The sequence below is a fragment of the Microcystis sp. T1-4 genome (assembly GCF_000297435.1).
GTDB lineage: Bacteria > Cyanobacteriota > Cyanobacteriia > Cyanobacteriales > Microcystaceae > Microcystis.
On sequence record NZ_CAIP01000415.1, the window covers coordinates 34,352 to 57,472 of the forward strand.

The window sequence follows — 23,121 nt, forward strand, 5'->3', positions numbered from 1 at the left end:
ACGTTTTTAATTTGAATACTAGCGCATTTACACGATATAGGCTAGAATGTGATGCCATTTTTCTAAAGTAGTGGCAGAGATGGTTAATTCCCCACCCCCCCTGCCCTACCCCGACATCGGGGGGGTCGGGAGGCAAGGGGAGGCGGGGGTGAGGGACACGAACCAAGAAAAATGGTATAACTGCCAATCCAACTTGAAAAACCCAGTTAGGTATTGTTCCACAACTTGCCAATCCTAGAGCTTTTAAACGGGATTTAGTCTAACAAAGCCCATAGACAACAGCTTATCTGGCTGACGACCGGCGGCTAAAAATTAACCTTGCAAGAAAACTTAACAATTGGCCAAGAAACTCGATCGAGTAGGTAGAATAGCAAGTAAATCATTTTGTAAACTCCACCCGATTAACTAACCAGAATAGAGATAACCAAGAACGCCTGTGATAGATAAAAGACGCACTACTCGCGATCTCCCCCAAATTAACGAAAGAATCCGCTTTCCTGAAATCCGCGTTATCGATAGCGACGGCTCTCAACTAGGAATTATTACTCCTGCCGAAGCTTTGCGCGTGGCCGAAGAAAAGGAACTTGATCTAGTCCTTGTCAGTGAAACGGCAAGTCCTCCCGTTTGCCGGATTATGGACTATGGCAAATACAAGTTTGAACAGGAGAAAAAAGCCCGCGAAGCCAAGAAAAAACAGCATACAGCCGATATAAAAGAAGTTAAAATGCGCTATAAAATCGATGAGCATGACTACAACGTGCGAGTCAACCAAGCGCAACGTTTTTTAAAAGCGGGAGATAAGGTAAAAGCGACGATTACCTTCCGAGGCCGGGAAATTCAACACTCTAACCTAGCGGAAGAATTACTGGCGCGCATGGCCAAAGACTTACAGGATGTGGCTGAGGTACAGCAAGCGCCAAAAAAAGAAGGTCGTAACATGATGATGATGTTATCGCCGAAAAAATAACTAAATAATCCAGAAAAAGGGGCTAAAACCCCTTTTTTGTTTTTCAGAAATCCCCAAAGGAACCCAATCATTTGAAACAAATGTATTAACCAGATTTTGACTCAATTCGCCGAATCGCCACCACTGCCGGCCGGGGAGGTTGATTAACTTGACCACTGGGCCAATTCGACCCTAGGGGGACTTGTCGTATTTGTTCAAATTCCTGCCCATTAGTGGTTTTCAGGGCAAATTTTCGGTTTTCAAAGGCCAAATCCCGACGAATTCCCCCCGCTTCCCCCGGATGTTGTACTGCCAAAAATAACGTCTCTTGGTCGGGAGTAAAGTACAATCCCGTTAATTCCGCATCCATGGGAGCGATAGCAAAAGGATAGGGATGCTCTTGACCCTTGGCAAACACCCAAGCGCTATTATTACCAAAAATCCCCAATAAATCCCGTTGACTAACCGGGACTCCTTGGGGATAACGAGTTTTCATCTCTCGATTTAACCCACCCGTGGAAATGTCGCTAACCATCCAGAGATTTCCCTGTTTATCGAAAGCGAGGTTATCGGGATTAGAAAAACCCTCACCCTTCTCTGTCGGTTCCCCTCCATAAGCGACCACATCCCAACGAAAACTTAAGGAAGCAGCATCGTTGTTATCTTCCCTTAAGCTGATAATCCAACCAAATTCGTAGGGTATTTCGCCATTTGGTCCCTTAAATATCTCCCTATCGGCTCCTCCCTCCGCTTCACTGGGACTACCAGAGGTAAAGGTTATATATAAAGTGCCATTCTCGTCCACTTCCGTATCTTCTGGCCGACCAGTACAAGTGATCCCAACTGCGTTAGCGGCAAAATGAGCATCGATGAGAATTGCTCCCTGTTTTTCCGTCCCATTACCTTCATACAGGTCTGCGAGGGTCTTATATTTAGCTTTGTAGGCTAGAATCTCCTCATCGTCCTTAAATAGCAGTAATTTAGTCTCATTGGCCGTTCTTTCGGGATTTGGCAAAGCTACCACCCCATCCCCGCGACTAGCGGCAATTTGACTCGGTAGGACCGGATTTATCTCCGTGTCGGGATTTAATGGTATCCAATAACCAGTTTTATCGGGGTTGAATTTCGCCCCGTAGAGCATTCCTTTTTCTAGGAGTTTTGAGTTATTTTTCTGCTTAATATCGCTAATTTTGCCCTCGGAAACGAATTTATAGATATGACCGCCTCTGCGATCGCATCCCGAATAAACTGCCAAGGGTTGCCCCGTCCGAGCGAGAAAAGCGACCGCTTCATGGCGAAAACGCCCTAACCAAGTGTGTTTTGTGCCGTAATCGTCGGGATTGGCCGGATCCACCTCCACCATCCAACCGTATTTATTTCCCGCTAACCCAAAGACGTTACCCCGGCCATCCACTTCCCCACTATTGAGAATAAAGGGAGTAGTATCGGGATGCAAGGAGGAACCATCTTTTAACACTACCTCCGTCACTTGGTCTTGAAAGTTCTCCTCGGCACTAAATACGGTTCCCCAGGGAGTTGTTCCCCCGGCGCAATTTTGAAACGTTCCGATAATTTTTGCCCCTAATCCGTCATCGTAGCCAAGTTTATCGGTTTTGGTAAAAATTGCTACAGCAGGACCGGTCGCTTTTAGGTGACGGCCGTCCTTTAGTCCAGAGATACCGGTAATGCGGCGATCGGCTTTACTATAGGTACGTTGCCATTTTCCTGTTGCATCTTTCGCCAGGGAAATTACGCCAATTCCCTGATCAATTAAACCTTCTAGGGATATTTCCGCAATTTTTGCCTTTAAGCTGGCATCTTGCAGGCTATAGGCGGCAATTTCACCCTTTTCGTTCGTTTTTTCCCGTACTTCCTTGACGGGTAGGGTTTTACCAATCACTTGTTCAAAGGTTTGTAGCCAAGTACGACCACTGATATATTCAAAATTAACGGTTAGATAACCTTGACCCCCACTGGTTTCGATAAAAGATAGATAATCATTGTTATAACCGAAACGGGAATCACCCACTGCATCCCCCCACTGGGCCAGCACATCATAGGTGAATCCTTGCGGAAGAACGAGATCATCTAGGACTGTATAGGTTTGATAGGCACTTTTTTGGCTTTCATCGCTCATCCCGTCAATTTTTAAGGGAATTGGCAGTTTGACTGGGACAAAGTTGAAGCCGAAATTATTAGCAGCGATCGCAGGACTGCTAATCAGAGAGGAATATTTTTTCTCTTGCAGACTGAAAAAAGAGACACCAGCAGTGGCAGTTAAAAAGGTGAGGAAATTACGGCGAGAAATACTCATATTTTCATTAATAAAGTCAAAACTGATACTCGGACTTTGATTAGGTTAAATTTTATTACAGACCCTTGACATAGGGATTATACAGTATCCAAGTTATGACTAAGTTAACAGCCAGTTAAAAAGCTCTCCTGCAAAAATAAAAAATCTTCCGTTAGGTGAGGAGATTCGGAGACAGGAGCAGAAAAAAGAGGTAAGAAAATCCCATCCCTCCCTCGGACATTAGATCAAAGTTTATTTCTTGCTTTAGTTGCTGCCGAACATTGATTTTAAGATCATCTCGGTAAATTCCCTCATCGGAACCAAGCAACTGGGAGAAATGTTATTTTCTCAGGCAAATCTGAGAGGATTATCTAGAAATATCTATATTACATTTCACCCATCGGTATGCTTTACCGAAATACTGGTTAGATGAAAAACAAGCAAGACAAGCTTTATTAAAACGCGGTGAAACAGTAAACAGTGATCAGTAAACAGTAAACGGTTGTAAGCTGATAGCTAGATTGTCAGTTAACAGAAATCGATGCAAAGTTCACTGAAAAGGATCATCATCGGGGCGAGTTTTTTTCTCGCTACGGTAGTCGGGGCAACTATCGGTTATATGGCCTACGGTTGGAGTTTTCTCGATGCCGTTTATATGGTGATTATCACCATATTTGGGGTAGGTTTCGGGGAAGTTAAACCGATTAACACACCCAGTCTGAGAGCTTTTACCATGTTAGTTATCGTCTGTGGGACCACCTCGGCCGTTTATGTGGTGGGGGGGTTTTTTCAGATGCTGACCGAGGGAGAAATTAACAAAGCCTTTAGCGATCGCCGGATGAATAAAGAGATGGAATCCTTAGAAAATCACGTCATAATCTGCGGTTTTGGGCGCATAGGACGCATCCTAACGACTAAATTGGCAAAAACAGCCCAATCCTTTATTATCGTCGATAATAACCCCGATCGCATTGGATTAGCTCAGGAAAAAGGCTACTTAACTCTTAATGGTAACGCTACCGATGAAAGCATTCTCCAAAAAGCCGGCATCGACAAAGCGCGAGTTTTAGCGACGGTATTACCCGATGATGCCTTAAATGTCTTCATCACTTTAACCGCAAGAGAACTCAGTCCGCAACTATACATTATCGCCAGGGGAGAATATCCCAGCACCGAGAAAAAATTAAAACTAGCCGGAGCCGATCAAGTGGTCTTACCTGCTACCATTGGAGCGGAGAGAATGGCCCATTTAATCACCCATCCGGCCGCAATCGATTTTTTACAGGAAGATGAAGGTAGGCGCAATCTCAACGAATTATTAGCCGATATCGATATGCAATTTGAAGAATACTCGATTTTAAGCGATTCGCCCTTTTTGGGACAACCTATCAGTCAGATGGAAGTGCGGGGACAGGGTGCTTTTATTATCGTCGCTATCCGTCAATTTGATGGTGGTGTCATCACCCATCCCGACCATTCCACCATTCTACAGCAAGGCGATACGGTCATTTTATTAGGTCATCGGGGCGATGTTCCCAATTTTGCCCGTCGTTATGCCTTGCGTCGAGAAATGCGCTATCGAGGGTCTTCTTGGTAGGATAGTTACCCAGAAAAAAGTTGAGCTTTTCTGGAATTAATTTCGCTGCCGATGGAGATAAGACTAACTCACTAATTATCTCCAGGGACAGCTATGAAATTAACCTATCGCGGCATTGTTTACAAGAAAAATCCCACTGCCACCGTTGCATCCAGTCCGCTGATTTTAGGCTATCGTGGTGTTCCCTATTTAAAAACCCGTGGTGTCGTTCAAACCATTGAGAAACTGGTAGCCGTTACCTATCGCGGTCAAGCCTATAATATCACTCAGTCTTTAGCTTCTTTGCCCATGTAAGAACCCTCTTTAAGTTTTTAACTTCTAGTTCTTTTTCAATCAATCTCTTTTAAATATTGTCAATTAATGATCACAGCAATTACCTTAAATGGATTTTATCTTCCCCCTTGCTCAAAGGGGGATTTTTTTACTTGTTTTTGCTAACAAAGAATATATATTCATAGTTAAGCAAATTAATTACAGGCAGTTCCCCAGTCCTGGTGTTCCCCCTTTCCAGATTCTGAATTTAATTTTGTCGAACTGCTGATGGTTATCAGTTTTTTGTAGAATAGGGAGATTGAGAAAACGAACATCTGCCATTATGACAAGATTCCCTTTGACTGGTCGCTACTCTGGTTTATGCGTCTTGCTCACTTTATTCTGGTTAAGCGGTCAATCTTTACCAGTGCGAGCGGAAAAAATCTATAATCCCGTCCCCCTCATCCTCAACAAAGAAATTAACGATACTCTCACCGACAAGGATATTCCCACGGGTGAGGGGGGGTTTGCCAGAGATTATACCGTAGATTTGGACAAGGATGATCAGGTGGCCATCGATCTCAAGTCAGAAAATTTTGATGGGGTGTTAATTCTCCTGGCTGACGATGGTTCCACTGTAGCAGAAAATGACGATGGTCCCGATGGTGGCACTAATGCCCTCCTCTTTGCGCGCATTACCGAGTCGGGTAAATATATTATTCGGGTGAGAGCTTTCGGAGAAACCGGTGGAGGAAAATTTACCCTGAAATTAACCCGTTTACGGGCCGTGGAGGGCAAAAATTAGCTAATTATTCTCAAAAAAACCAAGAAAAGAGCCTCTGTCCACTCCACCACCGCACCGTAGGTATCGCCGGTGTGACCCCGAAGACGACGATATAACCAGTAACCAGTAAGCAGAGCGAGGGCGATTCCAGCACTAATGGCGATTATTCCCCACCTTAGACCGCCAAATAGGGCGATTAAACCCCAAATTACTCCCCCACAGTCCCAAGGCAGACAAAAAGCCACTTTATGAAAGGCTCCCTTACCGGTGGGTTTGAGGTAGGGATAAAGAGCGATCGCCATTACTTGCCCCCAACGTCCCCAAATTGGTGCTAAAATTAGAGCTAAGGCTCGATTATCGCTTAAATCGGTCAAAGCGGCGATTTTTAGCAGCAAAACCATAGTCACGGCCATGACTCCAAAGGCCCCAGTAACACTATCGGCCATAACCGCTAAACGACGCTGGGGGTCGGTGACAGCTAAACCATCGGCCGTGTCACTAACTCCATCAAGGTGTAGTCCTCCCGTCAGATAAACCCAAACCCCCACAAGGACAACTGCACGAGTCAGGGGTGGCATTCCCAGACCAGCTAGAGTTATATCGAGCAAAACTAGAATTAAACCCAAAAATAAGCCCACTAAGGGAATCCATCGGGCAATTCTGCCAAAATCAGGCCAGGCAATCGGAACCGGAATAATTGTGTAAAAAGCGATCGCGCCTAAAAATGAGCGAATTTCTTGACAAATGAAGTTAAATATGGTAGTAAATCCCTCCCCAAATTCGCTCCCGTAATGGGATCGTTTCTCATAAAGATGAAGTATAACCTAATTTTGTATCGGCCACCCTGTGGGATTTTCAAAACATGAGAACGCCTATAATAATTCGGCATAACACGGTTACTTGTCATTTTATAGGAAAAGTTCTTGCGATCGCTCTATAGGAGAGTAATAGGCGGAAATTTTTTTAAAAATGCGTATTTGGCGTGATATGTGGAAAGTTTCCGTATATTATGTAGTTAGACCGCAGTCTTTTAGTGGTAGCGGTTCTGTCTGCCTTGGGGCTGCAATTGGCAGCAGGTTGAGTTCATAGCTGTGGCTAAAATATGAAAAAGAAAATACGACAATTTATTCGACAACTAGGTTTCGACATCGTTAAGTACTATCCCTCAGCATTTGATCGAGCTAAGGCGATTGATGCTCAACGTAAAGGCTCACGATTTTTGAAGCTATTGACCCTCTATGAAGTTGACTTGGTTTTAGATGTAGGAGCAAACATTGGGCAATATGCTCAGGGTCTTATTGAAATTGGGTATCAAGGTAAAATTGTTTCCTTTGAGCCTCTCTCATCTGCTTATGAGAAGCTAGTTATTGCAAGTAAGAACTACCCTAACTGGGAAGTTGCAGAACGTTGCGCGGTTGGCAATACAACTGGTGAAGCCACAATTAATATTTCTGGTAATTCTGAAAGTAGTTCAATACTGGGTATCTTACCTGCTCATGTAGACGCGGCTCGTAGATCAGCTTACATTGATTCTGAAGTAGTCAAGGTGAGGCGGTTAGATGAACTAGTGAGCCACTGCTTTTCCAATTTCCAAGCGCCGTTTCTCAAAATTGATACACAAGGGTATGAAGATAGAGTTCTGCAAGGTGCATCAGGAATTCTACCCTCAATTAAAGGAATGTTTTTAGAAATGTCTTTGGTTCCTCTATATGAAGACCAAGTGCTGTTTGAGGAGATGCTAAGCAATATTAATGAAATGGGGTTTTCCCTTTATAACTTGACTCCTGGATTTTATGATTATCGTACAGGAAGACTGCTTCAGGTAATGGGGACATTTTTTAGAGATAAGGAGCAGTTTTAGATGAGATCACTTTGAGTGTTTTCACCCACCGGCTATTGAGTGCGATCGCCGTAGGGTGCGTTCCCTAAAGTGGCTCCTACTGCTCCACTGATCGATTTTTGGGGAACGCACCCTGCACATTTTGGTGTAGGTCGTTGGCGATAACTCTATGATGCGGGGAATTGTTGATCAAAACTGTGAGGCGATATCCTGTATAGTTAACTGTGTAGCGATTGTCATCCTTCACCTATGACCACTCTCCCCCCCGTTAATGCCGCTAGTGACATAGAAAATCGTAAAGCCGAACATTTGCGAGTTTGTCTGGAAGAAGACGTAGAATTTAGCGAAATTAGCAGCGGATTAGAGAAATATCGCTTTAATCACTGCTGTTTGCCAGAACTAGACCGCAGTGATCTTAATATCGCTACTAGCTTTTTGGGCAAAAGCCTCGGCGCCCCTCTGTTGATTTCTTCGATGACCGGGGGAACTACCTTAGCCCATCTAGTCAATACTCGACTGGCAACCGTCGCCCAACGTTACCGTTTAGCTATGGGGGTTGGGTCCCAACGTATCGCCCTCGAACAGCCAGAATTAGCCGCCACTTTTTCCGTTCGCCATCTCGCCCCCGATATCCTACTTTTGGCCAATTTAGGGGCAGTACAGTTAAATTATGGTTGTGGTGTGGAAGAATGCCTCAAATTAGTCGATTTATTAGAGGCTGATGCCCTGATTCTTCATCTTAATCCCCTGCAAGAATGGGTACAATCGGGAGGCGATAAAAATTTTCGAGGACTCCTTGACAAAATCGCCCTTGTCTGCTCTAAATTGCCCGTTCCTGTGGTGGCCAAGGAAGTGGGTAACGGCATCTCCGGGGCAATGGCTGAAAAGTTAATAGAGGCGGGGGTGGCGGCGATTGATGTGGCGGGGGCTGGCGGTACTTCTTGGGCCAAGGTGGAAAGTCAAAGGGCAAAAGACAAAAAACAGCGTCATTTAGGTCAAGTTTTTGCCGATTGGGGTTTACCCACAGCCGATTGTATTACCTCTATCCGGGCGATTAATTCTACTATTCCTCTCATCGCTTCCGGAGGTCTGAAAAATGGGGTCGATATTGCCAAAGCTATCGCTTTAGGGGCTGATTTAGGCGGTTTAGCCCGGCCTTTTCTCACCGCAGCCGTGGCATCGGAGGCGGCGGTAGATGAGTTGGTGACTTTTTTAATTGCTGAATTAGAAATTGCTTTATTCTGTACGGGTAATGCTAATTTATCGGCCTTAAAAAATTCCGGTGCTATAACTCACCATTAAGATAAGTAGTCGTGCAAAATTAATTTCCTAGTGAAGATAGGCAAGAGGCAAGAGACAAGAGGCAAGAGGTGGTTAGATATGTGTAATTAATTTTGCTTAGGTACTTAACTGCTGTATCCGAGATTTTATCTCACTATGCGGGAGCGTTTCAGCAGTAAACATTTTTTAGTAAAGTCACTACCAGTTTGGATAATTGAGGAGCTTTTTAGTTTTATCTGACTCTTTTGTTGTTAAAGTAATTAATCTCTTCTTAACTAATAGAAGGTTTTTGCATCATTTTTAACTAATGTAACAAGTAGATGACCTATCCCCAATTATGTGCTAGTCTGGCAATGGATATTACACTACTTAGACTCCCAGTGATTTTCTTAAATGTCAATAGCTAATTAATTACAGCCTTTCTCGTCAAGGTGAAGCGGAGACTAATCCTTACCAATTAGGTGTTTCAGATGCGAGAAAGAACCTCATGTATCTGGTAAACGCTGTATCCACAAGTGAGGAATAGGAAAATGTCCGGTGATAATAAAAACAATAGTTTAATCGTACAGATTATTAGTTCTGTTATTATAGCCCTTCTTGCTGGAGCGACAGCCCCCTGGTGGTGGCAAGAAATTAAATCTTTTTTTGCTCGTAAACCACCGGAACCGTCACTAACACCAATACCAACCCCTACATATACGCCACAAAAAACCTTAATTAATATAGCTTATCTGGGGGATAATTTTGGATGTGTTCTGCCCATAGCTATCAACATTAGTGGTCAATATTTTTATCCGCAAGGAAATTTTTCTACTATAAATAATATTGACTTAGGACAACAAAGATATCAAATAACTGGACAAATTCGTTGTCAAACTATTGGCAATTGTCAAGTCTATGGGGAAGGGTTAATTAATGTAATACCAAATAATACCTACTATGTGATTTGGCAAAATACAAGTATAGGTCAATGTACTGCACGTTTGCAATAACCTTGCTTGTTGCTTGGCAAAATACCAGTATCTTCTTTTTCCTTTTTCCCTTGAAACTGACTCCCCGATGATAGTCTATAAGCTAACGACTACTTACTGATAATTTTTTGAAAATCTCTTTGAATGATAGCGAAATTTTTGTCAGTTAAAAGCGGCACATGAACGAATAAAGCCCTCGGATGATGTTTTAAGACTTGAAAATATAATTCTTCGCAGACAAACTGACCGGCATTATCGCTGATGTAGGTATAGGCAAGCTCTTTGACCAAATCCTGAAGAGGAATTGGTGTCAATAACTTTTTTGTGCTACTCCTAGCCTGAGATTCTAAACTTAAACGATAACGACTTTCTGCCATGCCACAACAAATAACAAAATCGGGGTTTTTGTCTTGAATAGCTTTGATAACTCGTTCACTGGCTCGATGGGTATTAACGGGAAGTTGACGCAAAAATAAAAGCTTTTTTGCATAATTATCTTGAATAGATACTAACAAATCATCGGAGGAATTACTGCGGTGATGGCATAACCAAGGCGCAAAAGAAGTTAAGAGAATTGTCAAGTTATCTCCTGAGGGTTAATTGGGATGATGGAGAAAAAAAGCGATCGAAGGGACAAAAATTGCTACACTAACTGACGTGACCTCAATTAAAGACGAGATTGATAGCCTATGCAACGCCGTAAATTTTTGCTGATTAGTGGCAGTTTAGGCGGTTTTAGCTTGGTGGCTTGCGCTCATCAGATTTTACAGCCCGTTACTTCCAAAAATCCCCCTGAGTCTCCCGTTAAACAAGCACAAAAGGCGAAAAAAGTCAAGATAATCGTCATTAGTGACCTTAATAGTCAATACGGTTCCACTACTTACGATCCCGAAATCGATCGAGCTATCCCCTTAATTATCAATCATAAACCCGATCTGGTTCTCTGTGGTGGCGACATGGTGGCAGGACAAAAAAGCAGCTTGACAGAGGCAGCAATTAACGCCATGTGGTCAGCCTTTGATCACCATATCGCTGCACCCCTGCGAGCTGCTAAAATACCTTTTGCTTTTACCATCGGTAATCATGACGCTTCTGGAGCTTTATCGACGGGAAAATTTATCTATGCTAAAGAGAGGAAATTAGCCCAGGATTATTGGCAAAATCCCCAACATAATACAAGTTTAAATTTTATCGATAAAACTGGCTTTCCTTTTTATTATACTTTCACTCAAAATGGTATATTCTATCTAGTTTGGGATGCCTCCACTCATTTAATCTCTCGGGAACAACTAAATTGGGCGGCAAAAAACTTGAGTAGTAGCGACGCTAAAAATGCTAAAATGCGGTTAGTAATCGGTCATTTACCTCTCTACGGTATTGCCGTGGGCAGAAATCGACCGGGGGATTATTTAGCCGATGCCGAGCAATTAAGAGCCTTTTTAGAAAGCCATCAGGTGCATACTTATATTAGTGGCCACGCTCACGCTTACTATCCGGGTAAACGGGGGCAATTACAATTATTACACGCAGGAGCTTTAGGCAGTGGACCGCGACGGTTATTGAACAGTGAACAAGCACCCAGAAAAACCCTAACAATTGTCGATATTAATCCCAATCAACAGGAAACAGTTTACACCACCTACGACATGAAAACCCAAGAGGCGATCGATATTACCAGTTTACCCCCTTTGATTATGGCTCCCAACGGGCAGGTTTTGCGTCGAGATATTCCATCGGTTAACTAGAAAGGAATTACCCTAATGGCCACTGTCATCAGCACCGTTAATATGAAAGGAGGAGTAGGAAAAACTACCCTTACCGTCAACCTTGCCACCTGTTTAGCTAAATTTCAGCAAAAACGAGTGCTTGTCCTCGATTTAGACGCTCAAATCAGTGCAACTCTTAGTTTAATGTCCCCCCATGAATTTGCTCAACTGCGTCGCAAAAAACGCACTTTAAGCTATTTGTTAGAAGCAATTATCAAACCCAATCCCTACAATAAATTAACTATTGATGATATTATTGTCCCTTCAGTATGTGAAATTCAAGGATTAGATTTACTGCCGGGAGACATCGAGCTTTATGATGAATATGTCGTCTCAGAAACCCTGCACCATCAAGCAATTCTAGAGGAAGATTTAGGCTTTGATCATGCTTGGAATAACCTAGAAAGAATCCTAATTCAAAAAATCATTGACCCCATTCAAGACCGTTACGATTATATTATCATGGATTGCGCTCCGGGCTATAATCTTTTAACTCGTAGTGGTCTATGTAGCAGTCATTTTTATTTACTACCTGCCCGTCCAGAACCCTTATCAATTGTCGGCATTCAGCTATTAGAAAGAAGAATAGTGAAACTGAAAGCTAGTCATCAAGAAACCGAACCGATTAACCCCGGGTTACTCGGTATAGTTTTTATTCTTTCTGGTGGTGGTTTACTCAGTCGCTACTATAATCAAGTCATGCGCCGGGTACAACAGGATTTTCAAGCCCATCAAATTTTTGCTAATGCGATTCCTATGGATGTTAATGTAGCTAAAGCTGTGGATATGTTCGTGCCTGCGGTGGCAGCCATGCCCTCTTCTAGTGGGTCCAAAGCTTTTATGAAACTCACAGAAGAATTCTTGATCAAAACCAAAAAATAGGAGATAATTACTATGGTTATTGAGTGGCTAGAATTTCAAGTTAAACCCGAAGCTAGGGAAAAATTTATCCAAAAAGATCAAGAAATTTGGACAAATTTTTTAGCAAAACAAGCGGGTTTTTTAGGTAAAGAACTTTGGATTAATCCCGCCATTGAGGAGGAATTAATTATCGTTGTCCATTGGCAAACAGAAGAACAGTGGAAAGCTATCTCCAAAAATTTACTCAATGAGACCGAAGCCAAATTTTCCTTGGCCATGGGAAAAGATAATTATCAATTAACCAAAGTCAAGGAATTTCAAGTCAGAAAATTCCGAGAAAATTGTCAGAACAATTTAGTATCTATGCAGCCCGGATAAAAAATCAATTCATCTTTTTGTCCCCTGTCAACCTAGCCAAACTTGTCATGAGGGGCTAAAGTATGCTATAAGCAGTCAGACCCTGCCCTGGTCTTTATTCTTTCCGATTAGGTAAATTACTGATGACTGAAGCTAAACGCGCCCTCATTACCGGCATCACCGGTCAAGATGGTTCCTATCTGAGCGAATTGTTACTAGAAAAAGGCTATGAAGTCCACGGTATCATCCGTCGTACTTCAACTTTTAACACCGATCGCATCGATCATATCTACATTGACCCCCACCAGCCCGATGCTAAATTATTTCTTCATTATGGCGACCTCACCGACGGGACGACCCTGCGGCGTATCCTTGAACAAGTGCAACCGGTAGAAGTGTATAATTTAGGGGCCCAATCCCACGTGCGAGTTAGTTTTGATGCCCCAGAATACACCGTTGATGCTGTCGGTGTGGGTGTCTTAAGACTACTAGAAGCAATTCGGGATTACCAAAAAAGAACCGGCATCGAAGTCCGTTTCTATCAAGCAGGTTCCTCGGAAATGTTCGGGAAAGTCATGGAAGTTCCCCAAAAAGAAACCACGCCATTTTATCCCCGCAGTCCCTACGCTTGTGCGAAAGTTTACGGTCACTGGCAAACGGTCAACTATCGGGAATCCTACGACTTATTTGCCTGTAACGGCGTTTTATTTAACCATGAATCCCCCCGTCGTGGAGAAACTTTTGTCACGCGCAAAATTACCCGCGCTTTGGCCCGAATTATTGCCGGACAACAGAAAAAACTCTACCTAGGAAATCTCGATTCTAAACGGGATTGGGGTTATGCTAAGGACTATGTGCGGGCGATGTGGTTAATGTTACAACAGCAAGAACCAGATGATTATGTGGTGGCGACAAATGAAACCTATTCTATCCGGGAGTTTCTCGATATTTCCTTTCAATACGTTAATCTAAATTGGCAGGATTATGTGGAGTTTGATCAACGTTATTTGCGTCCGGCGGAAGTGGATTTATTGATAGGGGATTCCACAAAAGCCAGAGAGAAATTAGGCTGGCAGCCGTCGGTGACATTCGAGGGACTGGTAAAATTAATGGTAGATGCGGATTTAGCGGCTTTGGGGATTAATCTTAATAACGGTGGTGATAGCGGACAGTTATTAAAAGATTTGGCCTATCTTCGCAATCGTTCGATGACAACTGTGGATTAAAGAGGTGAAAATATGCTGAATTTAAGCGAACAGAGAATCGTTGTCACCGGAGGGGCCGGATTTTTAGGTCGGCAAGTAGTTAATCAATTAATTGCAGCGGGGGCCAATCCCGAAAAAATTACAATTCCTCGGTCTAAAGATTGTGATTTAAGAGTTTGGGAAAACTGTCAACGTTTAGCCGACCAAGAAGATTTAATTATCCATTTGGCGGCCCATGTGGGAGGCATCGGTCTCAATCGGGAAAAACCCGCCGAATTATTCTATGATAATTTGATGATGGGAACCCAATTAATTCACGCTGCCTATCTAGCAGGAGTGCAAAAATTTGTCTGTGTGGGGACAATTTGTGCCTATCCAAAATTTACTCCAGTACCTTTCCATGAAGACGATTTATGGTCAGGATATCCCGAAGAAACCAATGCGCCTTATGGTATCGCTAAAAAGGCTTTATTGGTACAATTAGAGTCCTATCGTTTCCAGTATGGTTTCAACGGAATTTATCTTTTACCGGTGAATTTATACGGGCCAGAGGATAATTTTGATCCGGGTAGTTCTCATGTAATTCCTGCTTTAATTCGCAAGGTTTATGAGGCACAACAACGGGGGGATAAACAACTTCCTGTCTGGGGAGATGGTAGTCCAACCCGGGAGTTTCTCTACTCCACCGATGCAGCACGCGGCATTGTCATGGCCAGTCAATTCTATAATGAATCGGAGCCAGTTAATCTTGGTACAAATTATGAGATTTCTATCAAAGATTTAGTCGAATTAATCTCTGATTTAATGGGTTTTGATGGCGAAATTGTTTGGGAAATAGATAAACCGAATGGTCAACCGCGACGCTGTTTAGATACAACCCGCGCTCAGGAAAAATTCGGTTTTGTTGCTCAAATGGAATTTAAAGAAGGTTTGCAAAAAACCATTGAATGGTATCGGCAAAACGCCGCCTAGTCTCGATAGCTGGTGTGTTAGATTAATAACTAACACACCAGATTTTTTTAAGCTTACTGACCTGTAAAATCAGAACGAAGGGTTAATTTTAAATCTTCCTTGGGGTTAATTGACAATAATTCCACAGATTCTCCTCGTAATAACCAGCCGGCTAATACTTCTAATCCTCCTCCTCGTAATAATCCCTCGCTAACTGGTTGGTCAGAAGTAAAGGAAGCGAGGACAGAAGCGGCGGATTTTCCTAATACCGCACCCTGAATAATTTTATCGGGGTTAACTCCTTTAATTAGTCTTTCTAGACGAGTGAAAACTGCCGAAATAGCATCGATAGATTTTTCTTGGGGTTGAGGGGTTTTTAAAAAGATTTTTTGGGATAGAAAACGCGAACCTTGACCGTCAGGTTTAATTTCTCCGATAATCTGACTACCATCGGGAATAATTGTCTGTCCTTGGGAATTTTTGATATTATCGGTGACGGTCAGAGATAAAGAAAAAGTTTCTTGTTTGGTTAAAAGAATTTTTTTCCCTTGCTCGTATTTTACAGGGATGTCTGTGCCGGCAGGAATTAATTGATTATTCCCCAAAAGAATCGGTTTAATTGGGGCGAATTGACGTGCGATCGCGGGAGTCAAGGAGAGGCAGACCACAACGAAAGAAGCACTTAAAAGCATTGTTAATAGGGTCAAAGGATGATGACGACCCTGCTTTTGAAAATATAGCATCTTACCCTTGAGTTTCCTAGTGGGAGCGAATTAAAGACAGAGACGAAAGCGGGAAAAAGTTTGTTTCCAAGCAGGAAAATGCGGGAAAAAGGAGAATTTTAGCAAAAAATAACTGATATTTCCGACTAATTGCCAGTTGTTAGTTTAGTTGGTCTATTGAAACGCCAAAACTCTTGATTTGTTCGCAGTTCTTAGTTTTACACGGTCAATGGAGAACAATAACTATTTCTGAGCAAATTATAGGTTCACTCCTATCAAAAAAAATCACCCGATCGAATTAAAATCTCTGAAAAAATGTAACAATTGTGACAAAAAACTGAGGGAGTGGGGAATTATGAATTATGAATTATGAAGTGGGAAGTGGTGAGTGGTGCGCTCGTACTAATTTAATACACAGTTTAAATGCAGTCAAGCCAGCTAAAGATAGAAATAGAGAGAGTCAAAGATTGCTAGACTGCTGGGAGTGGATAGCTCAAAAAGTCTCGCCTTTAACCCCATAATCACACAATTAATACTAAATCCGCTGAGTATAGGCTATTTATGAGGACAGGCAAAAGGCAAGAGGCAAAAGGAGGAATAAATAATCAGTCTTTAATAACTGGATTTAGTATAACTTTAATTTTTGCGATCGAGATTGCCGTCACTACCAGTCCCCCATCCCTAGAAACCAAGAATATTCTCCCCGATCACCCGTGAACTGGATGCTGTTGCTAAAATAATCTTCATAGTCCCCAAGCTACCGAAACGAGCAAAGAGAGAACCGCCACTTTATCAATTAATCAATTATGGATTTACTCGAATACCAAGCCAAGGAAATATTTGCTCAAGTAGGTATCCCCATTTTACCTTCCCAACCAATCCACGAACCGGCGGGACTAAAAAGATTAAACATTCCCTATCCTATCGTGCTGAAATCCCAGGTACGCACGGGAGGCCGGGGAAAAGCGGGAGGAGTGAAATTTGTCGCTAATACCATCGATGCGATCGCTGCTGCCCATGCTATCTTTCATTTACCGATCGCCGGAGAATATCCAGAGGTAATCTTAGCAGAAGCCAGGTATAATCCGCAACAGGAGATATTTTTAGCGATTTTACTCGATTATCATCTGCAAAGACCGGTTTTACTGGGTGCGAGTCAAGGGGGAATGGATGTGGACAGTTTACTGGCAACCATGCAAAAAGTGGTCATCGAAGCGAGATTTTCCCCCTATCTCTGTCGGCAATTAGCCGTATCTATGGGTTTAAGAGGGTCTTTGATCGAGTCTATCAGTCAAATTCTCGAAAAAATGTATAGTCTCTTTGTCAGCAAAGATCTCGATATTATCGAGATTAATCCCCTGGGTATCAACGAAGCCGGGGAAGTGATGGCCCTAGATGGCAAAATAACTGTTAATGATGCCGCTTTAGCTAGACATCTCGATCTCCTCGCTTTGACCCCACCCCAATTACAATCCCCTTGGTCGATAATTGATCAAACCGGCCGAATAGCCGTGATTAGCAATGGCCAGGGTTTGATGTCCACTGTCTGGGATGCCTTAGCCAGCAAGGGGGCAAAACTGGCAGCCTGGCTTATACTGGAGGAAAGACTAGAATTAGAGCAATTAAACGAGCAAATAGAGGCTGGTCTGCAACAATTCCAACTATTGTCTAATTTAAAAGTGGTTATCGTTGATATTGTCAGTTATCCCGACTTTGGCCAAAAAGCGATCGAGAGTATTAGCCATTACTACCGCAGTTATAGCCCATTATCACCCAGCCGGGGCAGCGGCGAACGAACGATCCGGGCCACACGACAGGAAAGACAAACCTTGGAACCCCGCTCTTTTCTCAATCCCACCCTACCACAAATAATTTTTCGCGTCCTAGCTGACAGCAAAGCGATCGATCTCAGTCAGAGTTTAGCTGATGTTAACTTTCATTGGTTAGAGTCTTTAGAAGAGGTAGTCACTGCAGCAATTAAATTAGCCTAGAATCAGTGATCAGTTATAATTTGCACGGCTATAACTTGCATTTTTTACTCAAAGACAATAAGGCTCTCCTAGACTGGTTATAGCAAATTAGTAGTTTAAATGAGCCTAACCCCTTAAATAGCCTGGAATCCAACAAAGCAAAAAGCTTTTTTTTGAAAATTGCTTTTTTGAATTCTGGTGAGCCTTTTGGCAGGGCGGCTCTCCCAGCTTTGGTGGGTAAAATGTATTCTAAGATACATTTCTCAAGAGCGAGGGGGTGGAACGAACCACAAAGACACAAAGGACACAAAGATCGATCGATCCTATGTCAATTAAACTTATCACACAGAACCTAGAAGAGCCGCAGGGCTTGCGTGGATTATTTTCTGCTAAGTACCTAAGCAAAATTAATTAGGGTTTGCGGCAAAAAGCTTTTCGGTGGTGGCAGGGTGTGCCCCCCAACCCCCCCGACATCGGGGGGGTGGGGTGTGGGGTGTGGGGTTTTATCGATTTTCAGGTGGTCAACTACCTAATTTTCAGGGAAAAAGTCCAGGGATTTTCCCCCCGATCCCCGCAATGGCTGGCACTTTTTGAGGGTAAAAAAGTCCAAAAGTCTTATCCAACAAGGTTTTTAGATTTATTCAGCAGACCCTAATTATACATATCTAACCACCTCTTGCCTCCTGCCTTTTGCCTTTTGCCTATCTTCACTAGGAAATTAATTTTGCACGACTACTTAATATATCATAACTACTCTAGAAGAGCCGACAATAATACAGTTTAAGACAGAAGTAAAGCCTCGTCAGCATGAGACACTGATGTACTATTAAACAATTGGGTGACATCTTCATAAAGATTGCCTTGATTAGCTTTCAATGCTAATACATAATCAGCGCCTTGCTCAATAATTGTAGAGGCAATTTCAGTTTGACATCCCATGGCATCAATACTTACTAAACAACCTCGAATTTCTCAAATCTTCAATAATTCAGGAATAGCAGTAATCTCATTGGATTTTTCAGCGACTTTTCGTTGACCAAGTACCAAATGATTAGTGGCTGACCAGACACTTACCATAGGAATTAAACTGCGGTTATTTCCTCGTTCTTTTGCCCCTCGTAAGGTTTTCCCGTCCACATTTAAGAGTTCTCCATTGGTCACCTGATGAACTGCTTGCATCCAACTAATAAAGCATGACTGGAGTTCTTCTGATTTTAAACGGGCAAATAATCGGATCAATGTATCATGAGAGGGAATCCCATTAGGCAGAGCTAGAAAAGTTTTTAGCCATTCATATTTGGTTATACCATAGGCAACAACCGCTTCCCAGTTGTTCGCCCCACAAATGGTTGCACAGATATTAATCGCAATAATATCTATCACAAATGCTCAATGTTGTGTAACGCTCTAGGGTCTTTTAGAGTGCCAAAGTGTTTTTCAATCAGGGCTGTTGGTGATGAACATTTGTCCGTTAACATTGTTTTGTGCGAACCTGTAAACAGATAGTTAATATTCTGTATACTAACTTGAAAAATTTAATATTTATCTCCTAATTGCTATTCCATGAGGATATCTTGTAGATTTATTGCGTATCTTCAAGAATTGTGTGCGATTGCCCTGGTCACCTAACGAGCATATATAAACGAGCATATATAATAATGAAGAGAATAAAATACTTGACGAAACTCATTAGATCGGAGAAAGGAGGTCAGTCATGGATCTGGTCCAGTTTATGGTAGTTATCATCGTGGTTGGGGTTCTATTGGGGCTCGTGAACAACTACATTCCGATGGACAGCAAGATCAAGCAAATCCTGAACATTGTGGTTGTCATCGCCCTCGTTTTGTGGATTCTTAAGGTGTTCGGATTGCTGAGTTTTCTCAAGGGAATTCGTATCGGTAGGTGAGTGATGTTCTAGACGGAAGGAAAGGTTGAATTATTATGGATCTGATGTCCATCACACTGGTGGTGCGCTGGCTAATAGGCTGGGGATTGATGTGGCGGTTGCCGCGACTTCCAGACCTTTCAGTCGTCGGTTCGCCTAAAGTCTCGGTCTTGATTCCGGCGAGGAATGAAGAGAGTACCCTCCCTAATTTGCTAACAGCCTTAAAGCAGCAAACATTCAAGCCCTACGAAATCATTGTCATCGATGACCAGTCCGCCGATGCTACCCCACAGATCGCCGAACAGGCCGGGGTGAAAGTAGTGCAGACTAGCCCTTTGCCCACAGGTTGGACAGGGAAAAACTGGGCACTCAAAACCGGATATGCAGCCTCATCTGGCGATATTCTCGTCTTTCTCGATGCCGACACTGAGCCAGGGGAGGAGCTGCTCCGCAGGCTGGTGGCAACTGTTCAACACTTAGGTGGTCTGGTCTCAGTTCAGCCCTATCACCGCACTGAACGCCCCTACGAACTGTTAGCGGTTCTGTTCAATCTCGTCGGCTTGATGGCTGTCAAACTGGGAGCAAGAGGTGGTGTGGCTTTTGGACCGGCTATGGCTACCAGCAAGGATGACTATGAGCGGGTCGGCGGCCACGACGCTGTGGCAGGATATGTTGTAGAAGACTGGTTCATGGCTCATATTTATGAGAGTGCGGGACTGCCAGTGAGTGCATACATTGGTCATGGCCAACTGGACTATCGGATGTACCCCGGCGGGCTGCGGGACTTGGTTGTTGGTTTCGACAAAAACTTTGCAACGGCAGCAGGGGAAGTCTCTTGGCTGCGGATGCTGGCGGTTGTGTTCTGGCTTTCAGGGTTGTTCTGGGCGGCTTGGTGTCTGCCCGCATCCCTATTCGGCTGGCCGATTGTCGGGAATTCATCCTTACTATATAACGTACTGCTTTATCTTGCCTTCGCCATACAGTTAGCCATAATTGTATGGCCAGTGGGTTCATTCGGAGCAATCGTCTTTTTCTTCCCCATTCCGGTTGCCTTCTTCATTGCAGTGTTCCTGCTGGCAATTCTGAATCTCGAACGTGGTCAAATCGAATGGAAAGGACGAAGGATAAGTACCCGATGGCAAGGTGAATGAATGAGATTATCTATACTACAGTTACCGGATGGGGTAATCGTCGGGCTTTGTGTGGTCGGTTGGACAGCCTGGTCACTTTTGATCGGTTTTGTCGGTCATCGACTTCCCCTGAAATTCCTAGAAACGGACACCTGCCTGACCCGGCCACGACCCTGGGGGGAAGATAGACAATGGTACAATCGGGTACTGCGGATCAAGCGATGGAAGGATCGGTTGCCAGAAGCAGGGGATTTCTTCCCGGGAGGTTTTCGCAAAACATCCGTTGGCGGTGGGGACTGTGCCGTAATGTCCCGTTTTTTGGCTGAAACCCGTCGCGCGGAATACGTTCACATCGCCATCTGGCTGTTTTGGTTAGTGACGATGCTCTGGACTCCTGGCTGGGGTGTGCTGGTAAACCTCGCCGTAGGAACAGCCTTCAACCTGCCTTGTTTGTGGGTGCAGCGTTACAATCGGCTTCGGCTCCAGCATCTGCTCGTATTGAAAGGACAGGGAAAAACGATATGCTAAAGTATGAACTTGGCTGTGAATTAACCTACAGCATTGAGCAAGCAAGCACTCTAATTCTTAATGTTGCTATTGTCAGCAACAACCATCAGATTATTGTTCAGGAAGACCTCCATTCTAACTCTCAACGGTCGATTGAGGAATACATCACTTCTGTCAGTGGAAATCGATACTTTCGACTCAATGCCCCTCCTGGCAATTTGCAAATTTCCTATCGAGCAACCGTTGGCTTATCTCCTTATTATTCAGACCCCAGTACGATTTTTGAAGTAAAGCCAGCCGATTTACCCCTCGATATCTTGTACTATCTTTATCCGAGTCGTTACTGTCAGTCAGATCGATTATTGCGCTTTGTCGCGGCTGAATTTGGCCATTTAGTCCCTGGTTATTCCAGGGTGACAGCTATCTGTAACTGGATTTATGACAATGTTTTGTATCTCTCTGGTAGCAGTGATTCTTTAACTTCTGCTTGCGATACAGCGATAGAAAGGGTAGGCGTTTGTCGTGATTTTGCCCATTTAGGCATTGCTTTTTGTCGAGCTTTGAACATTCCGGCACGCTTTGTTTCCGGCTACGCCTATGGTTTAAATCCCCCCGATTTTCATGCCTGGTTTGAGGCTTATCTAGGGGATCGCTGGTATCTTTTCGATCCTACCCGCCTTGTGCCTCAGAGCGGGCTAATTCGCGTTGGCACAGGACGAGATGCCGCCGATGTTTCTTTTGCCACTATTTTTGGTCCGGTACAAATGAATCAGATGAGGCTTTTTATGGACTACTTACCCGATGCCAAGCCGATTTCCGAGAATATTTTGATACCGACAACAGAGGCGATCGCCATCTCTTGAGCGTACCCCAGTCAGGTATTCTATTATCGAAAATTTGGGTTGAAAACCCCGTCCTTTGAGGACGGCTTTAAGCTACAATGGAAAAAGCGATAACCAAGCTAAAAACTAAACCCTGACCACAGATAGTAGGGGGTTTCGTTCAGAAAAGAATTCAAATTCGGCCTTGAACGAGTAAAACTTTCTAGGAAATAAGGTTGAACATGAGATTTTTTCGACTTGTTCAAAGTGGCCGTCCGGCATTCGGACACTCAAAACGGACGGGTCGAAAGTGTCAGACTTAAGCAATTAAGCGTTTTTCGCTATCTGCGTCAACCCCATTGACGCGACCATCCAAAAAAAGTGGCGTGGTGAGGATGTCAATAACATTGTCTTTGAAAAACCCATTTTAGGAGTTGCCCATGTCATCCTCATCCCTACCCATTAAACTGGCTGTACTGGTTGTCATCATTGGTGAAACCGTCTTGCAAGACCGCATGATCAAGCTGCTGCAAGAGTTAGGCGTAACTGGCTATACCCTCTCGCAAGCCCAGGGCGCAGGTCGCCACGGCAACCGCCAGGGAGATATGGTCGGTTATAACACCAATATTGAGATCAAAACCGTTGTCTCGCAGGAAGTCTCGGAGGCGATCTTCTCTGGTCTCGTCGAGTATCAAGCTAATCATGCCTTAATCGCTTTCCGACAAAATGTCGAAGCGTTGACTGGGTTTGAGATAATTTAATTCGTCACTAACCCCGCCCTAAAAGGGACGGGGCTTGCCTAGACCAATTTAGGCGACGCAAGTAGAGACTACCGATCGAGACACAATCTGGCCCAGACTTCCGAATACTTCCCTAGTTCGGATTACCTCTAAGCTCTATTGGTAAAGCGTTGTTAGACAAGACATCTGGATTGTGTTGCGGTAAGGGACTTTAACTTTACTCTTAAGGATTATCTCCATAG

Annotated in this window: 24 protein-coding genes and 1 pseudogene; 20 read left to right on the forward strand and 5 right to left on the reverse strand. The window is 43.6% G+C overall.

Annotated features, from left to right (window positions below; translation table 11 throughout):
- The first annotated feature begins 436 nt into the window (after positions 1 to 436).
- Positions 437 to 967, forward strand: coding sequence for a translation initiation factor IF-3 (gene infC / locus MICAI_RS20200; RefSeq protein ID WP_002797889.1), 531 nt, complete (start codon positions 437 to 439; stop codon positions 965 to 967).
- An 85-nt stretch (positions 968 to 1,052) separates the two neighbouring features.
- On the opposite strand, the gene MICAI_RS20205 is transcribed toward infC, so the two are convergent.
- Complete coding sequence (locus MICAI_RS20205) at positions 1,053 to 3,260, reverse strand: PhoX family protein (RefSeq protein ID WP_008206520.1); 2,208 nt, start codon at positions 3,258 to 3,260, stop codon at positions 1,053 to 1,055.
- Between the two features lie 520 nt (positions 3,261 to 3,780).
- Here MICAI_RS20205 and MICAI_RS20210 point away from each other — a divergent pair.
- The 3 genes from MICAI_RS20210 to MICAI_RS20220 all read left to right on the forward strand — a co-directional run bounded on the left by MICAI_RS20210 (position 3,781) and on the right by MICAI_RS20220 (position 5,893).
- Positions 3,781 to 4,836, forward strand: coding sequence for a potassium channel family protein (locus MICAI_RS20210; protein WP_008206521.1), 1,056 nt, complete (start codon positions 3,781 to 3,783; stop codon positions 4,834 to 4,836).
- 93 nt (positions 4,837 to 4,929) lie between these two features.
- On the forward strand, positions 4,930 to 5,130 hold the full coding sequence (locus MICAI_RS20215; protein ID WP_008206522.1) for a DUF4278 domain-containing protein: 201 nt from the start codon (positions 4,930 to 4,932) through the stop codon (positions 5,128 to 5,130).
- 301 nt (positions 5,131 to 5,431) lie between these two features.
- The gene (locus tag MICAI_RS20220; RefSeq protein WP_002766150.1) at positions 5,432 to 5,893 is read left to right on the forward strand and encodes a PPC domain-containing protein; all 462 of its coding nucleotides are present in this window, start codon (positions 5,432 to 5,434) and stop codon (positions 5,891 to 5,893) included.
- Here MICAI_RS20220 and cobS read toward each other — a convergent pair.
- Complete coding sequence (gene cobS / locus MICAI_RS20225) at positions 5,890 to 6,630, reverse strand: adenosylcobinamide-GDP ribazoletransferase (protein ID WP_039900593.1); 741 nt, start codon at positions 6,628 to 6,630, stop codon at positions 5,890 to 5,892. The two genes, MICAI_RS20220 and cobS, sit on opposite strands and share 4 nt — an antisense overlap.
- Before the next feature lie 344 nt (positions 6,631 to 6,974).
- On the opposite strand from cobS, the gene MICAI_RS20230 reads away from it, so the two are divergent.
- The 3 genes from MICAI_RS20230 to MICAI_RS20240 all read left to right on the forward strand — a co-directional run bounded on the left by MICAI_RS20230 (position 6,975) and on the right by MICAI_RS20240 (position 9,985).
- Entirely contained in the window at positions 6,975 to 7,733 is a 759-nt protein-coding gene (locus MICAI_RS20230) for an FkbM family methyltransferase (RefSeq protein ID WP_008206524.1), read from the forward strand.
- 228 nt (positions 7,734 to 7,961) lie between these two features.
- On the forward strand, positions 7,962 to 9,014 hold the full coding sequence (gene fni / locus MICAI_RS20235; RefSeq protein ID WP_008206525.1) for a type 2 isopentenyl-diphosphate Delta-isomerase: 1,053 nt from the start codon (positions 7,962 to 7,964) through the stop codon (positions 9,012 to 9,014).
- Positions 9,015 to 9,523: 509 nt separating this feature from the next.
- Positions 9,524 to 9,985 (forward strand): hypothetical protein, encoded by a 462-nt coding sequence (locus MICAI_RS20240; RefSeq protein WP_008206526.1) that lies wholly within the window; start codon positions 9,524 to 9,526, stop codon positions 9,983 to 9,985.
- Positions 9,986 to 10,074: 89 nt separating this feature from the next.
- Here MICAI_RS20240 and MICAI_RS20245 read toward each other — a convergent pair whose 3' ends face one another.
- Positions 10,075 to 10,545 (reverse strand): pyroglutamyl-peptidase I family protein, encoded by a 471-nt coding sequence (locus tag MICAI_RS20245; RefSeq protein ID WP_008206527.1) that lies wholly within the window; start codon positions 10,543 to 10,545, stop codon positions 10,075 to 10,077.
- Between the two features lie 108 nt (positions 10,546 to 10,653).
- Here MICAI_RS20245 and MICAI_RS20250 point away from each other — a divergent pair, with 108 nt between their 5' ends.
- The 5 genes from MICAI_RS20250 (at position 10,654) to MICAI_RS20270 (ending at position 15,125) form a co-directional block, all read left to right on the forward strand.
- Positions 10,654 to 11,709, forward strand: a complete 1,056-nt coding sequence (locus MICAI_RS20250; RefSeq protein WP_008206530.1) for a metallophosphoesterase family protein — start codon at positions 10,654 to 10,656, stop codon at positions 11,707 to 11,709.
- Positions 11,710 to 11,724: 15 nt separating this feature from the next.
- Positions 11,725 to 12,612 carry a ParA family protein gene (locus MICAI_RS20255; protein WP_008206532.1) on the forward strand — a complete coding sequence of 296 codons (888 nt, stop codon included), beginning with the start codon at positions 11,725 to 11,727 and terminating at the stop codon, positions 12,610 to 12,612.
- Positions 12,613 to 12,624: 12 nt separating this feature from the next.
- Positions 12,625 to 12,969 (forward strand): TIGR03792 family protein, encoded by a 345-nt coding sequence (locus tag MICAI_RS20260; protein ID WP_008206533.1) that lies wholly within the window; start codon positions 12,625 to 12,627, stop codon positions 12,967 to 12,969.
- A 122-nt stretch (positions 12,970 to 13,091) separates the two neighbouring features.
- Positions 13,092 to 14,174, forward strand: coding sequence for a GDP-mannose 4,6-dehydratase (gene gmd / locus MICAI_RS20265; RefSeq protein WP_008206535.1), 1,083 nt, complete (start codon positions 13,092 to 13,094; stop codon positions 14,172 to 14,174).
- A gap of 12 nt (positions 14,175 to 14,186) precedes the next feature.
- Positions 14,187 to 15,125: a GDP-L-fucose synthase family protein gene (locus tag MICAI_RS20270; protein ID WP_008206537.1), complete on the forward strand. Its 939-nt coding sequence runs from the start codon at positions 14,187 to 14,189 to the stop codon at positions 15,123 to 15,125.
- A 53-nt stretch (positions 15,126 to 15,178) separates the two neighbouring features.
- On the opposite strand, the gene MICAI_RS20275 is transcribed toward MICAI_RS20270, so the two are convergent.
- A complete protein-coding gene (locus MICAI_RS20275; protein WP_008206540.1) occupies positions 15,179 to 15,847 on the reverse strand; it encodes a hypothetical protein in 669 nt (222 codons plus the stop codon).
- 540 nt (positions 15,848 to 16,387) lie between these two features.
- Between MICAI_RS20275 and MICAI_RS26090 the strand changes: the two genes are divergently transcribed.
- The 3 genes from MICAI_RS26090 (at position 16,388) to MICAI_RS27405 (ending at position 18,451) form a co-directional block, all read left to right on the forward strand.
- Entirely contained in the window at positions 16,388 to 16,543 is a 156-nt protein-coding gene (locus MICAI_RS26090; RefSeq protein WP_008206542.1) for a hypothetical protein, read from the forward strand.
- An 89-nt stretch (positions 16,544 to 16,632) separates the two neighbouring features.
- Entirely contained in the window at positions 16,633 to 17,817 is a 1,185-nt protein-coding gene (locus MICAI_RS20285) for an ATP-grasp domain-containing protein (protein WP_008206543.1), read from the forward strand.
- 451 nt (positions 17,818 to 18,268) lie between these two features.
- A complete protein-coding gene (locus MICAI_RS27405; protein ID WP_039900603.1) occupies positions 18,269 to 18,451 on the forward strand; it encodes a hypothetical protein in 183 nt (60 codons plus the stop codon).
- A gap of 170 nt (positions 18,452 to 18,621) precedes the next feature.
- Here the strand turns inward: MICAI_RS27405 and MICAI_RS27410 are convergent.
- Positions 18,622 to 19,274 (reverse strand): annotated as a pseudogene (locus tag MICAI_RS27410) (ISAs1 family transposase); the annotation flags it as partial.
- Between the two features lie 236 nt (positions 19,275 to 19,510).
- Here MICAI_RS27410 and MICAI_RS20300 point away from each other — a divergent pair.
- From MICAI_RS20300 to MICAI_RS20320, 5 genes are all read left to right on the forward strand, one after another.
- Positions 19,511 to 19,702 (forward strand): Thivi_2564 family membrane protein, encoded by a 192-nt coding sequence (locus tag MICAI_RS20300; RefSeq protein ID WP_039900597.1) that lies wholly within the window; start codon positions 19,511 to 19,513, stop codon positions 19,700 to 19,702.
- A gap of 35 nt (positions 19,703 to 19,737) precedes the next feature.
- The gene (locus MICAI_RS20305) at positions 19,738 to 20,832 is read left to right on the forward strand and encodes a glycosyltransferase (RefSeq protein WP_008206545.1); all 1,095 of its coding nucleotides are present in this window, start codon (positions 19,738 to 19,740) and stop codon (positions 20,830 to 20,832) included.
- On the forward strand, positions 20,833 to 21,339 hold the full coding sequence (locus MICAI_RS27415) for a glycosyl-4,4'-diaponeurosporenoate acyltransferase CrtO family protein (protein ID WP_002799014.1): 507 nt from the start codon (positions 20,833 to 20,835) through the stop codon (positions 21,337 to 21,339).
- Positions 21,333 to 22,181, forward strand: a complete 849-nt coding sequence (locus MICAI_RS20315; protein ID WP_008206552.1) for a transglutaminase-like domain-containing protein — start codon at positions 21,333 to 21,335, stop codon at positions 22,179 to 22,181. Before MICAI_RS27415 ends, MICAI_RS20315 begins: the two co-directional genes overlap by 7 nt.
- A 398-nt stretch (positions 22,182 to 22,579) precedes the next feature.
- Entirely contained in the window at positions 22,580 to 22,900 is a 321-nt protein-coding gene (locus MICAI_RS20320; protein ID WP_008206554.1) for a P-II family nitrogen regulator, read from the forward strand.
- The last annotated feature ends 221 nt before the right edge of the window (positions 22,901 to 23,121 follow it).